Consider the following 13,366-nt stretch of genomic DNA (forward strand, 5'->3'; position numbering starts at 1 on the left):
CGGCGGGCCGCCCGGCGCCCCCCGGGCGGCCCGCCGCCTAGATGCCATCGATAGATGGGGCCATTTAAATCATCCGAACCGGCAGCCTTGATCACAGCTTTGTACCTAAGAAACTTAACTATTTATTGGCATCGTGGTCGCGTCGGCGGGACAGCCCGCCACATCCCCCTCAGGAATCGACGGAGGTTCCACAAGTGATCACAGAATCGACGCGCGGTACATCGCGTGCCGGGTCGCGCCGGGTCGGCCGGCGCGTCGCCGCCGGTCTCGCCGGTCTCGGCCTGCTCGCGACCACGCTGGTCGCCGCGGCCGGCCCGGCCTCCGGCAGTCTGCCCGGCCGCTGGGTGGGGACCTGGGGGACCGCACTCACCGCACCGAGCCTGGCCAACACGGGCAGCTCGCTCAACGGCTTCACCGACCAGTCGATCCGCCAGCTCGTCCGGGTCTCCCTCGGCGGGGAGAAGGTCCGCCTGCGGATCACCAACGCGTACGGCACCGGCCCGCTGACCATCGGCCACGCCAGCGTCGGCCTGCCCGCCGCGCCCGGCTCGCCCACCCTGCAGCCCGGCAGCATCCGGGAGATCACCTTCAACGGCAGCGAGTCCGCGACCGTCTACAAGGGTGCGGAGCTGCTGACCGACCCGATCGACCTGCCGGTGTCCGCGATCGGGGAACTCGCGGTGACGCTCTACCTGCCGACCCCGACCGGAGCCACGTCCTGGCACTGGACCGCCCGGCAGACCTCCTACATCTACGCCGGCGACAAGGCCGAGACCGCCGACGGCACCGGGCAGACCGCCGCTTACAACCACTTCTACTACCTGGCCGGCATCGAGGTCCTCACCAAGACCGGCCTGGGCACGGTGGTCGTGCTCGGTGACTCGATCAGCGACGGGTCGGGCGCCACGCTCGGCGCGAACACCCGCTGGCCCGACTACCTCGCCGGCCGCGTGACCAGCACCTGGCCCGCACTGGGCGACCCCGGCGTGCTCAACGTGAGCCTCGCCGGAAACCAGGTCACCCGCGACGGCCTGGCCATCAACTCCCCCGCCCTGGGCGACAGCGCCCTGGCCCGCCTCGACGACGACGTGTTCAGCCAGCCCGGCGTACGCACCGTCATCGTCGAACTCGGCATCAACGACGTGCACCTGTCCGGCTTCCCGGCCGACCAGATCATCAGCGGCCTGCGCCAGCTGGCGATCCAGGCCAAGGACCGCGGCGTACGGGTCGTCGTGGCGACACTCGGCCCGTTCGAGGGCTACTCGTCCTGGACGCCCGAGAAGGAGGCCGTCCGCCAGGCGGTCAACACCTGGCTGCGCGGGAACAACGAGTTCGACGCGCTGCTCGACTTCGACCAGATCCTGCGCGACCCGGCCGCCCCGAGCAAGGTGCTGCCCGCCTACGACAGCGGCGACCACATCCACCCCAACGACACCGGCGCCCAGGCTCTCGCCGCGGCCGTGCCGCTCTGGCTGCTGTGACCCGATGACGTCCCGCACCCTCCCCGACCTGCTGGCCGCCCTCGCGGCGGCGCGACCCGGACATGTCGCGCTGCGCCTGGCAGGCGGGGAGGGGGCGGGGCCCACGGAACTCACCGCGGCGGCGTGGCACACCCGCGCCACGGCCGTCGGGCACGGGCTGCTCGGCAAGGGCGTCGCGCCCGGCGACCGGGTGGGCCTGGTGTTCGACGGCACGGACTGGCTCGACTACGCGGTCGCGTACGCGGCGGTCACCGGGATCGGCGCGGTAGGCGTGCCGTTGTCGGCGGCCTCGCCCGAGGCGCGGCTGCGGGAGCTGCTCGATCACGCCGGGGCGCGAGCCGTCGTCGGCGCCGGCGGCTGGGCCCTGGCCGAGCTGGACGCCGGTGACACGGCGCAGCTGCCGGTCACCGTCCGGCCCGGACAGCCGGCGCAGATCGTCTACACCTCCGGCACCACCGGCACGCCCAAGGGCGTCGCGGCGAGCCATGGCAGCCTCACGCACGGGCTCGACCCGGCGCGGCCGCCGCTGGCGCACTCGCGGCACGCGCTGCACGCGTTCCCGCTCGGCACCAACGCCGCGCAGACGATGCTGGTCACCGCGCTGGTCGCGCGCCCCACGGTGGTCACCATCGCGGCCTTCGACCCTTGGGCGTACGCCCGCGCCGCGCAGACACTCGGCGTCGGCACCCTGTTCCTGGTGCCCGCGACGGCGAGCGCGCTGCTGGAGGCGGGCGTCTTCGAGCGGTGCGACCTCGACGCGGTGCAACTGGTGTCGTGCACTGCCGCGGCCCTGCCGCCCGCGGTGGCCCGGGCGCTGGCGGAGGCGCTGCCGGAAGCCGTGATCGTCAACAACTACACGTCGACCGAGGCCGCGCCCGCGCATACCAGCATGGTCTTCGATCCTGAGCGACCCGCCTCGGTCGGCCGGGCCGAGGGCGGGGCGGAGCTGCGCATCCTCACCGCCGACGGCACCGTCGCCGGGCCGGGGGAGACCGGCGAGGTGTGGCTGCGCGCGGGGGACGCGGTGCGGGCGTACCACGGCGACCCCACCGCGAGCGCCGCCGTGTTCCGCGACGGCTGGGTGCGCATGGGCGACCTCGGCTATCGCGACGCCGACGGCTACCTCTTCCTGGTCGACCGCGAGTCCGACCTGGTCAACGCGGGCGCGTACCGGGTCTCCACGCTGCGGGTCGAGGCGGCCCTGCACGAGCACCCGGCCGTGCTCGGCGCGGCCGTGCTCGGCCTGCCGCACCCGGTGATGGGCGCGACGGTCGCCGCCGCCGTCGAGCTGCGCGACCCGTCCGCGCTGGCGGGGCTGCGGGCGTTCCTCGCCGACCGGCTCGCGCCCTACGAGCTGCCGACCCGGATCGTCGCCGTGGCCGCGCTGCCGCGCAACGACGGCGGCAAGGTGCGCAAGGGCGCGCTGCGAGAGCTGTTCACGCAGGCCCCGGCCAGGGTCGCGCCGCGCACCCCGGCCGAGGTCGCGCTGGCCGGGCTGTGGCGCGAGGTGTTGCGGGTGCCCGAGGTCGGCGTGGGCGACGACTTCTTCGCCCTCGGCGGCGACTCGATGCGCGCCACCCACCTGGCCGCCCTTGCCGCCGCCCACTTCACGCGCGACGTCCCGGTCTCCCTCATCTTCGACACCCCCCTACTCGCCGCCCAGGCCGAACTCCTCTCGGCCGCCCCGCCCGGCGCGCCGGAGCCGGAGTGGGCCGCCGCGGGCGATGATCGCTGTTCCGGGTCGGAAAGTGACGCTGGACCCCAGGTTTCGACACCAGACGCCGATCACCAACGGCCAGGTGGGGAGATGCCGCTGGCGTCCACTCAGGAGAGCATGCTGGCCTGGATGTGGGCGACGGGGGAGCCTCGGGACGTCGGGCCGATCAGTGTCGGGATCAGGGTGCGGGATCAGCTCGATGTCGCGCTGCTGGAGCGGGCGTTGACCGTGGTGGCGGAGCGGCAGGAGGCGCTGCGGACCGTGTTCGACCGTGCTCCGGACGGGCGGCACCGGGCGCGGGTGCTCGACCACTGCCCGCCGGTGGTGACCGCCGTCGCGGCCCGCGACCTCGACCACGCCGGGCAGCTGTGCCGGGCCGATCGGGAAGGCGGCTTCGACACGGTACGCGGGCCGCTGGTACGGGCGATGGTCGCCACCGTCGGCCCCGACGACCACGTGCTCGGGCTGGCCGTGCACCATCTGGTCTGCGACGGCGCGTCGATGGGGCCGCTGCTGCACGAGGTCGGAGCGGCGTACGCGGCGCTGCGCGGCGGCACCCCGCTGCCCGCCGCCGCACCGGGCACGCCGCTGCGCGACTTCGTCGCGTACACCCGGCAGCGCTGGCCGGCCACCCTGCCGCACTGGCGGCGGACGCTCGACGGCGCGCCCGCGCACCTGGCGCCGTTCCGCGGTCGCCGGGAGGCGGTCCGGCTGCGCAGCGCCGCGCTGGAGTTCCCGCTGCCCGGCACGCTCGGCGACGGGCTGCGCCGGGCCGCGGCGGCCCAGGGCGCGACCCCGTTCATGCTGATCGCGTCGTGCTGGGCGGCGGCGCTGTCGGAACGCACCGGCACCGACGACATCGTGCTGATGTCCCCGGTGCCCGGCCGCACCCGGCCCGGCAGCGAGGCGCTGATCGGCTGCCTGAGCCAGTCGCTGCTGCTGCGGGTGGACACCTCCGGCGGCCCGTCCGCCGCCGAGCTGCTGGCCCGGACCCGGCGCACCGTCCTTTTCGCGCTGGACCACCAGCACTACCCGTTCGCCGAGTTCTACCTGCGGCACACCGGCGCGGCCTGGCTGCGGGTGGAGACCTGGGGCGGCCAGGCGCACCTGCCGGGACTGGAGTCGGAGTCGTTCGAGCTGCCCCGGGCGCTCGACGCGGACTGGCCCACGCCCGGGGGCCTGCCCGACCTGCAGGCGCCCGAGCTGGCCGTCGTCGAGCATCCGGACGGTTCGCTGGTCGCGCACCTGCTCTGGAACCACCACGCCTTCGACCGGTCCGAGATGGACGCCCTTGCCGGGCGGGTCGCCGAGCTGTTCGAGCACGCGGCACGCGAGCTCGCCCCCGCACCACCGCAGGAGGTCCCGCGATGAGCACCGCCACCCCGGCCCAGCACGGCATGTGGCTGACCGAGCGCCTCGGTCTGGCCGCCACGGCGTACCACATGCCGCTGCCGGTATGGCTCGACGGCCCGCTCGACGCGTCCCGGCTGGCGGACGCGTGCGCGGCGGCGGTCGCCCGGCATCCGGTGCTGTCGTGCGCATTCGCCGAGACCGACGGGGAACTGCTGCTGACCCCGGCTGCCTGCCCGCCGTCGCTGGTGGTGGGCGACGCACCGGAGGATCTGACGGCGTTCGTCCGGGAGCGCACGCTCGCGCCGTTCGACCTCGCCACGGGGCCGTTGATCCGGTTCGACCTGGTGCCCGCGGGGCCGGGGCGGCACCTGCTGCTGATCGTCGCGCACCACTTGGTGTTCGACGGCGAATCCAAGGAGATCCTGCTCGCCGACCTGGCGGCGGCCTACTCGGCACTGGATGGCACGACGAGCGCGGTGGCGATCGCCGACGGCCAGGCGGCTGCCGGCCCGGCCGCGAAGCTGTCGGCCCTGGCTGACGCACCTGTGCGCGCCGCGGCGCTTCTCCCGCCGAGCCCGAGCGGCGAATCGGACCACATTGCCGCGCTTCTGCCCCAAGCCGCCGCACACTGGGCGCCGGCGTTCCGGGCTCCGGGTGAGCCCAGCCTGCCGGGGCTGCGGGCGACCACGTCGCCCGGCGCGCGGCCGGGGGTCGTGGTGCCGCTGGAGCTGGACGCGGTGACGGTCCGGGCGGTCGCCGGAGAGCTGGGCGCGACGACGTTCGAGGTGGTGCTCGCCGGGCTGCTCACGCTGCTCGACCGGTACGGCGACCCGGCCCCCGTGGTCGGCGTCGACCTGGGCACCCGGCCCGCCGACGGCCACGACCGGGTGGGGCTGCACGTCAACGAGCTGCCCGTCGGCGTGCCCGCGACCGACCCGGCCGACCCGCTCACCGTGCGGGAACGCGTCGCGCAGGTGCGGAGGCTGCTCCGGGAGACCTATCCCGTGCGCGCCGTGCCGCTGTCGCGGGCCGTGTCCGGCCTCGCTCCCCGCGCCGCGCTCACCCCGGTGTCGATCAGCTACCGTCGCCGGACCCGGCCGTCGCCGGTGTTCGCCGGGCTCGACGCGCGGGTCGAGTGGACGGCGTTCCACCACGCCGCCCGCAACGCCCTGCACGTCCAGCTGCTCGACGACCCCGCCGCGCCGGACCTGCCCGCCCTGCTGCACGTCGACCCGTCCCGCCTGGACCCGGCCGACGCCGCCCGCATCGGCGCGCACCTGCGCACTCTGCTCGCCGGCTTCGCGGGGCGGCCGGACGCGCCACTGCACGACCTCGACATCCGCGATCCGTCCGAGCACGACCTGCTGGCCGCCTGGAACGACACCGGCCGGGCCGTCCCCGGGCCGCAGACCCTGCACGAGCTCGTCGACGCGCGGATCGCGGCCCGGCCGGACGCCATCGCGGTGGTCGCCGCCGACAGCGCGATGACGTACGCCCAGCTCGACGCCGAGGCCGCCGCGGTCGCGGCACAGCTGCGTGACCGCGGGATCGGCCCCGGCGACCTCGTCGCGGTGTGCCTGACCCGCACGTCGCGGCTGCTGCCCGCGCTGCTCGGCGTGCTGCGCACCGGCGCGGCGTACCTGCCGCTGGACCCGGAGCACCCCGAAGCTCGGCGCGACGGCCTGCTCGCCGACGCGCGCCCGGCCGCGGTGCTGACGGCCGACGGTGACGGGGTGACAGTGCTCGGCGAGACCCTGGCCGTCACGGGCGGCCCAGGCGCGCCGGGCCGGCACGAGCCCGGGCTCTGTTACGTGATCTACACGTCCGGTTCGACCGGCCGCCCCAAGGGTGTGGCCGTAGAGCATCGCGGGGTGGTCAACCTGCTGCACGCGCTGCCTGAGGTGGTGCCGACCGGGCAGGGCGACGTGTGGTTGGCCGTGGCGTCGGCGGCGTTCGACATGTCGGTGCCGGAGCTGTGGCTGCCGCTGGTCACCGGCGGCACGGTCGTGCTGGCCACCGCCGAGCAGGCACGCGACGGCGAGCTGCTGCTGAAACTGTTGCGCCTGACCGGGGTCACCCACGCCCATCTGACCCCGTCGACGTGGCGGCGGCTGGTCGACGCCGGTTTCGCCGAGCCCGGGGTGATCGCGGTGTGCGGGGCGGAGGCGCTGCCCGCCCCGCTCGCCGCCGAACTGCGCTCGCGCACGAAGCGCCTGGTCAACCTATACGGCCCGACGGAGACGACGGTGTGGTCCACCGCCGCGGACCTCACGGGGGACGGCCCGGTGACCATCGGCCGCCCGCTGGCCAACACCACGGCGTACGTGCTGGACGCGGCCCTGCGCCCGGTGCCGCACGGCGTGGTGGGGGAGCTGTGCCTGGGCGGGGCCGGGGTCGCCCGCGGTTACCTGGGCCGCCCCGAGCTGACCGCGGCGCGGTTCGTGGACACGGCCTGGGGGCGGCTCTATCGCACCGGCGACCGGGTGCGGCGGCTGCCCGACGGGTCGCTGGAGTTCCACGGGCGGGCTGACGACCAGCTGAAGGTGCGCGGCCACCGGATCGAGCCGGGGGAGGTGGAGGCGCACCTGCGGGCGGCCGAGTCGGTCGTGGACGCGGCGGTGACGGCGTCGGCGGACGGCGACGGTCTCGTGGCGTACATCGTCGGCGCGCCGGACCCGGTGCGGTTGCGCGAGCAGTTGGCCGCCGGGCTGCCCGGCTACCTGGTGCCGTCGGTGTTCACGCTGGTGGAGCAGTTGCCGCGCAACGCCAACGGCAAACTCGACCGGGCCGCGCTGGCCGGGCTGGCGGGCACACCGCTGGTGCCACAGTCGTCGCCACGGCCCTACACGGGGCTGGCGCTGCAGGTGTACGAGATCTGGCGGGAGGTGCTCGGGCACGGGGAGATCGGGCCCGACGACGACCTGTTCGACCTCGGCGGGCACTCGCTCACGGTCACGAAGATCGCGGCCCGGTTGCGTCGCCGGCTCGGCGTGGACCTGCCGCTGCACGTCTTCTTCGACACCCCCACCATCAACGGCATCGTCGCCGCAGCGGACCGGTGACGGCTCAGGTGCTGTACGTGCCGTCCCACGGCGACGCGAACATGATGTCCATCGGGTAGAAGCTGACCCGCGGCCTGCCGTACTCGGCCGTCTCGTCGACGAGTTCCCAGGTGACGTCGCCCTCACGCACGCAGAACGTACGAATGGCGATCTCGCCGTACGCGACGTCGGGCAGGTCGGCGATGAGTTGCTCGCGCAGCGCCTGCGCATCGCCGAACACGTCGTTGTGGATGCGGGAGCCCGTGTACGTCCCGGTGTGGTCGAACAGGAACAGCGCCACGCCGATGGCGCCGGGCGCGTTGCTGCGGGTGCCGTGGACGAGTGCGAGGAACTGGCCGTCGGCGTACCGGCCGAGCCGGTCGGTGCGCGACGAGTCGGGGTGGTACTCGATCCGGATCAGCGCGGGCGGCGTGTCCGGCTCCGGCGGCGGCACGGGCGACCGCCACTCGCACGCCTCTCGCCAGCCGTCGCGGCCGAGGTTCCAGGCCAGCATCGCCTCGAACGCGGCGTCGAACGCGACCGGGTGGGCCAGCTCGACCGGGGCGTCCTGCCCCTCTTGGGCGACCAGCCGGTAGCCGTCCGGCAGCCGCCAGGCCTGGATGAAGTCGTCGTCGTCCCCGTCGCGCACCAGCGCCACCGAGCCGCCGCCGGGCAGGTCGCTGAGCTGGTCGAGCAGCACCCACAGCAGCCCGCCCGAGGGTTGCTCGTGGGTGCTGTCGCGGTGGTAGAGGGTGATGCGCGGACTGCTCACCGGGGTCCTTCCGATAGCCGAAGCCGTTGCAGGATAGGTGTGGGCCACGCACCTGTCAGTCCCGCGTCATACGCGCGGGCCACGCGTCCCGGCTCAGTCCGCCGTGTCGCCGAGGCGGTGCAGGACATAGCCGACGAAGGCACGTGCCGCGGCGGCGTCGACGGCGCGGCCGGCCCGACCCTGGCCGTGACTGGCGACGGCCGCGGTGATGAGCGGGCCGAACTCGGGCACCGCCGCGGCCGCCGCACGTCCCGCCTCCGGTTTGGAGACCCAGCGCCTCGTGGTTCGCCAGTACAGCGCGCGGCAGACGTTGAGTACGGCGTCGTCGCTCAGGTCGGGGCCGTCGTTCGCGGCGACCGACGCGGCGACCACTGGTCGCAGCAGCGGGTACGGCAGGCGCGTGGCGAGGGTGGTGAACGGCGGTCCGGTCAGCGCCCGGTCCTGCTGGGCGGTGATGTCGCGGTCGATGGGATACCAGAAGCCCGGCCGCCCCTGCGGCCCGAACTCGGCCAGCGGGGTCAGTTCGCGGCCGGTGTTGAGGTTGAGGGTGAAACCGTCCTGCGTGGTCAGCCCGGCCAGCTGGGCTCGGTCGTAGAGCACGAACTCCAGCCCAGCGGCCGGGCAGGGCAGCGCCTCGTGGTCCAGTGCGGCGGCCACGGCGGTGACGTCGGCGGCGGTGACGCGCTCGCCGACGGCGATCAGGTCGAGGTCGCTGCGGCCGGGGCGGTAGCCGTCGAGGGCGACGCTCCCGGTGGGATACACGCCGGTGAGCCGCCTGCCGAGCAGCTCACGCAGCCGGTCGGTGACCGCGTGCAGGTACGCCGTCTCGGGGTCGGGCAAGGTCATCAGCCCACCATCGCACGTCGCCCCGGCAGGTCCCGGCCGCGGCGGCACGGGACCTGCTGGGCGGCGGTCACGGCGTGTAGGGGGCGTCGGTGTGGGACTGCTCCTTGAGGATGGAGCCGTCGGCGGCGTACACGGCGGTGCGCTTGATGCTGACCAGGGCGGACCCGGCGTCGGCCGGGCGGGTCAGGTAGACCAGGGTGAGCTTCTGGTCGGCGATGCTGACCGACTCGATGGGGTCCCGGTCGCCGAGCACGAAGTGCACCACGCACTGCGCCCGGTCGGGGGCCTTGGTGCACAGCATGACGCCCCAGTAGCGGCCGGTGGTGTCGACGACGCTGCTCATGATCGTGCCTACGGTGACGTTGCCCAGCTCGCCGCCCAGGTCACCGGTGGCGCACGGCTTCTGCACGGCGAGGACCAGGCCGTCCTCGCCGGAGAACATGCCCTCGGTCAGCGGCGCGCCGTCCTTGCCGAACGCGTAGTACGGGTCGATCAGGCCGCGCACCATCCCTTCCTTGACCTCGGCGCAGGTGGGCACGGGGGTGGCCGGCTTGGCGGGGCTGGGCGACGCCGTCTCCGGCGACGGGGTCAGCACGGTGACCGCGCTGGGCGCGGCCGACGGGGAGTCACCGCCGGACTTGCAGCCGGCCGCCGCCCCGGCGAGGGCGAGGATCGGGATCATCAGCAGGGCGGCACGGCGGGGGTGGAGCGGCATGGGTGGTCCTTCTGCGGCAGCGGGATACGGCGTGGGCCACTGCACGATAGGGGCGGCAGGGCGGCCCAGGCTCCGCGTCGTCGCGAGGACGACAGCAGCTGTCGCGCCGTGCCATTCCTTCGTGTTGGGGAACGGAGGCGGGGGCGGGGGTTCGTTGGTGCGGACGAACGGCGCGGGGGTGGGGCGAACCTAGGGTGTGGCGCATGTCGAAGTTGAGCGAGATCCATGACTGGCTCCAGGTGCGCCTGCCGGAGCTGCTCGCCGAGCACCGGGTGCCCGGCGCGGCGATCGCGGTGTACGCCGGGGGCGAGGTCGTCGACCATGCCGCCGGGGTGCTGAACACGGCGACCGGGGTGACGGCGACGCCCGACTCCCTGTTCCAGATCGGCTCGATCACCAAGGTGTGGACCGCGACCCTGGTCATGCAGCTGGCCGACGAAGGCGCGCTGGACCTCGACGCGCCGGTGCGCCGGTACCTGCCGGAGTTCGCGCTGGCCGACGAGGCCGCCGCGGGCGCGGTCACGGTGCGGCAGCTGCTGTGCCACACCGCCGGGTTCGAGGGCGACATCTTCACCGACACCGGCCCGGGCGACGACTGCGTCGAGAAGTACGTCGCCACGCTGGGCACCACCACGCAACTGTTCCCGCCCGGCGAGCTGTTCTCCTACAACAATGCCGGCTACTGCGTGCTCGGGCGGATCGTGGAGGTGCTGCGCGGCAAGCCGTACGACACCTGCCTGCGCGAGTTCCTGTTCACGCCGCTCGGGCTGACCCACGCCGCGACCGGCCCGTACGAGGCGATCCTGCACCGGGCCGCCGTCGGCCACCTGCAGCCCGACCCGGACGCCGACCCGGTGCCCGCGCCGATCTGGGCGCTGGTGCGCTCCAACGTCGCGGCCGGGGCGATGCTCGCCATGCGGCCGCGTGACCTGCTGGCCTTCGTCCGGATGCACCTCGACGGCGGCCGTGCCGCCGACGGCACCGCGGTGCTCAGCCCGGCCTCGGTCGCGGCGATGCAGCAGCGCCAGGTGACGGTGCCCTGCTCGGGGCTCATGGGCGACGCCTGGGGGCTGGGCTGGGAGCAGTTCGACTGGCCGGGCGGCGTGGTCTTCGGCCACGACGGCGGCACCATCGGGCAGAGCGCGTTCCTGCGCATCGCGCCGGAGCAGGGTGTCGCGATCGCGCTGAACGTCAACGGCGGCAACCCGATCGCGCTGTACACCGAGCTGTTCCCGCACCTGCTGCGCGAGCTGGCCGGGATCGAGATGCCCGTGATGCCGGTGCCGCCGGCCGAGCCGTCGCACGTCGACGCGGCCCGCTACCTGGGCACGTACGCCTCGGAGGTGGCCGAGCTGGTGGTGAGCCAGGACGGCGACGGGCGGATCTGGCTGGCGCAGACGCCCCGCGGCATCCTGGCCGAACTCGGCGGCAAGGCCGAACGCAGCGAGCTGGTGCACCTGCACGGCGACGTCTTCCTGCCCGCCGTGCCGCACTACGGCGTGCACCTGCCGCACGTCTTCGTCGGCGACGAGGACGGCAAGGCGCAGTACGTCCACAGCGGACGCGCGACCCGGCGCACGGCCTGACTCTTCGGTCCGGCGTACGGATCCGGCCCCGGGGGCTGGTCGTCCGGCACGAACACAGCCGCCGCCGCGGCGGGCAGGCTGCGCCCCACAATCCTGCTAACGGAGGCACGATGAGATCGATAACGACGGTCACGGCGGCGGGCGCGCTCACCCTGGCGCTCGCCGCCTGCGGCGGCGGTGGGCAGCCCGCGGGCAGCGGGTCCTATGCCGACGGCAAGACGTTCACGCTGGTGCTGGCATCCGACCCGGGCACCTTGGACCCGCACTTCACCTCGCTGTCCACCGCGCTGCAGGCCGGGCGCTTCCTGTACGACTCGCTGGTCAACGTCGACGAGAAGGGCAGCCTGGTCGCGGGCCTGGCCGAGAAGTGGGACGCGACCACCACCACCGCGACGTTCACCCTGCGCAAGGGCATCACCTGCGGTGACGGCAGCCCGCTCACCGCCACCGACATCGCCGCGAACATCACCTTCGTCGGCGACCCGAAGAACGCGTCCACCCGCATCGGCGTGTACGTGCCGCCGGGCGCGACCGCCGCCGGTGACGACGCGGCCGGGACCGTCACGGTGACCTCGCCCGCGCCCGACCCGTTCCTCGACCGCAACGTCGGCGGGCTGCCGATCGTCTGCAAGAAGGGCATGGCCGCGCGCGACCAGCTCAAGCAGGGCTCCGACGGCACCGGCATGTTCACCGTCGCCGAGGCCGTGGCCGGCGACCACTACACGCTGACCCGGCGCAAGGAGTACGCGTGGGGTCCGGGCGACTGGAAGAAGGACCAGGCGGGCCTGCCTGACAAGGTCGTGCTGCGCGTCGTCGCCAACGGGACCACCGCGGCGAACCTGCTGCTGTCGGGTGAGGTGAACGCGGCGGTGATGGTCGGCCCGGACTCCCAGCGCCTGCGGGCGGCGAAGCTGCACGAGCGGGTGGTCGCCGCGCCGCTCGGCGAGCTGTGGTTCAACCAGAAAAAGGGCATGGCCGGTGCGGACGAAGGCGTGCGCCGCGCCCTGACCCAGGCGCTCGACCTCGACCAGGTCGGCCAGGTCGTCACCAGCGGCACCGGCCGGCGCTCGGCCGGGCTGGTCGCGCCGGGCGGCCCCTGCCCGCCGGGCAACGCCGCGGCGCTGCTGCCCGCCAAGGACACGACTGCCGCGAAGTCCGCCCTGGACGCCGCGGGCTGGACCGCGGGCGCCGACGGCGTGCGTGCCAAGGACGGGCAGAAGCTCGCGCTGCTGCTGTACTTCCCGACCAGTGTCGGTCAGGGCACCCAGGCCGCGGCGGAACTGCTGCAGAAGGAGTGGACGGCGCTCGGCGCGGAGGTCACGGTCAAGGGCCTCAGCGACGCCGAGGTCGGGCAGCTCATCGTCGGCGGGCAGGGCGCGTGGCAGGCGGCGATCCTGCCGCTCGGGGTCAACGTGCCGACCCAGCTGGTGCCGTTCCTGTCCGGCGCGACCCCGCCCAACGGCGTCAACCTGGCCTCGATCGACAACGCGGACTACACAGCCAATGTGCAGGCGGCGTCGGCGATCGCGGGCAGCGGCGGCTGCGCCAAGTGGCAGGCCGCCGAGGAGGCGCTGTTCAAGCGGCTCGACGTGGTGCCGTTCGTGGACTCGACCGTGCCGGTGTTCGGCAAGGGCGCCGAGTTCGAGCTGAGCCAGGGCAGCGTCACGCCCGGCTCGATCCGCATGCTCGCCTGACAGATCCGTGCCGCACGACGGTGCCATGGCCCCCTCCCGGGTCATGGCACCGTCTGTTTCCACCGGCGATGGTGCGCGCGGACAGGGTCGACCGGGTCGCCTTGTGCGGGCGTACCAAGACCGGGTGGCGGCCAGGCGGGCAGGATCTGATCACCGAACCC

8 protein-coding genes are annotated in these 13,366 nt (G+C 74.1%); 5 read left to right on the forward strand and 3 right to left on the reverse strand.

The window, feature by feature from the left end; genetic code table 11:
- The first annotated feature begins 194 nt into the window (after window positions 1-194).
- Genes F9C41_RS39920 through F9C41_RS39930 form a run of 3 tightly spaced genes read left to right on the forward strand, consistent with a single transcriptional unit; the run spans window position 195 to window position 7,613 of the window.
- Window positions 195-1,481 carry an SGNH/GDSL hydrolase family protein gene (locus F9C41_RS39920; RefSeq protein WP_230690374.1) on the forward strand — a complete coding sequence of 429 codons (1,287 nt, stop codon included), beginning with the start codon at window positions 195-197 and terminating at the stop codon, window positions 1,479-1,481.
- Between the two features lie 4 nt (window positions 1,482-1,485).
- Entirely contained in the window at window positions 1,486-4,569 is a 3,084-nt protein-coding gene (locus F9C41_RS39925; protein ID WP_155392057.1) for an AMP-binding protein, read from the forward strand.
- Window positions 4,566-7,613, forward strand: coding sequence for a non-ribosomal peptide synthetase (locus F9C41_RS39930; RefSeq protein ID WP_155392058.1), 3,048 nt, complete (start codon window positions 4,566-4,568; stop codon window positions 7,611-7,613). Before F9C41_RS39925 ends, F9C41_RS39930 begins: the two co-directional genes overlap by 4 nt.
- Before the next feature lie 4 nt (window positions 7,614-7,617).
- Here F9C41_RS39930 and F9C41_RS39935 read toward each other — a convergent pair whose 3' ends face one another.
- The 3 genes from F9C41_RS39935 to F9C41_RS39945 form a co-directional block, all read right to left on the reverse strand.
- The gene (locus tag F9C41_RS39935) at window positions 7,618-8,364 is read right to left on the reverse strand and encodes a hypothetical protein (protein ID WP_155392059.1); all 747 of its coding nucleotides are present in this window, start codon (window positions 8,362-8,364) and stop codon (window positions 7,618-7,620) included.
- A 93-nt stretch (window positions 8,365-8,457) separates the two neighbouring features.
- Window positions 8,458-9,210 (reverse strand): aminoglycoside adenylyltransferase domain-containing protein, encoded by a 753-nt coding sequence (locus F9C41_RS39940; protein ID WP_155392060.1) that lies wholly within the window; start codon window positions 9,208-9,210, stop codon window positions 8,458-8,460.
- A gap of 67 nt (window positions 9,211-9,277) precedes the next feature.
- Window positions 9,278-9,925, reverse strand: a complete 648-nt coding sequence (locus F9C41_RS39945; RefSeq protein ID WP_155392061.1) for a hypothetical protein — start codon at window positions 9,923-9,925, stop codon at window positions 9,278-9,280.
- A gap of 203 nt (window positions 9,926-10,128) precedes the next feature.
- Here F9C41_RS39945 and F9C41_RS39950 point away from each other — a divergent pair, with 203 nt between their 5' ends.
- Both F9C41_RS39950 and F9C41_RS39955 read left to right on the forward strand, forming a co-directional pair.
- Window positions 10,129-11,511, forward strand: a complete 1,383-nt coding sequence (locus F9C41_RS39950) for a serine hydrolase domain-containing protein (protein ID WP_155392062.1) — start codon at window positions 10,129-10,131, stop codon at window positions 11,509-11,511.
- 110 nt (window positions 11,512-11,621) lie between these two features.
- Complete coding sequence (locus tag F9C41_RS39955) at window positions 11,622-13,205, forward strand: ABC transporter substrate-binding protein (protein ID WP_155392063.1); 1,584 nt, start codon at window positions 11,622-11,624, stop codon at window positions 13,203-13,205.
- The last annotated feature ends 161 nt before the right edge of the window (window positions 13,206-13,366 follow it).

It is taken from the genome of Catellatospora paridis (assembly GCF_009720365.1).
GTDB lineage: Bacteria > Actinomycetota > Actinomycetes > Mycobacteriales > Micromonosporaceae > Catellatospora > Catellatospora paridis.

What these genes read in the sequence shown, in the direction of transcription:
- F9C41_RS39925 (WP_155392057.1), top strand. Translation starts at nt 1,486, where the DNA reads ATGACGTCCCGCACCCTCCCCGACCTGCTGGCCGCCCTCGCGGCGGCG.
- F9C41_RS39930 (WP_155392058.1), top strand. Translation starts at nt 4,566, where the DNA reads ATGAGCACCGCCACCCCGGCCCAGCACGGCATGTGGCTGACCGAGCGC.
- F9C41_RS39940 (WP_155392060.1), bottom strand. Translation starts at nt 9,210, where the DNA reads ATGACCTTGCCCGACCCCGAGACGGCGTACCTGCACGCGGTCACCGAC.
- F9C41_RS39945 (WP_155392061.1), bottom strand. Translation starts at nt 9,925, where the DNA reads ATGCCGCTCCACCCCCGCCGTGCCGCCCTGCTGATGATCCCGATCCTC.
- F9C41_RS39950 (WP_155392062.1), top strand. Translation starts at nt 10,129, where the DNA reads ATGTCGAAGTTGAGCGAGATCCATGACTGGCTCCAGGTGCGCCTGCCG.
- F9C41_RS39955 (WP_155392063.1), top strand. Translation starts at nt 11,622, where the DNA reads ATGAGATCGATAACGACGGTCACGGCGGCGGGCGCGCTCACCCTGGCG.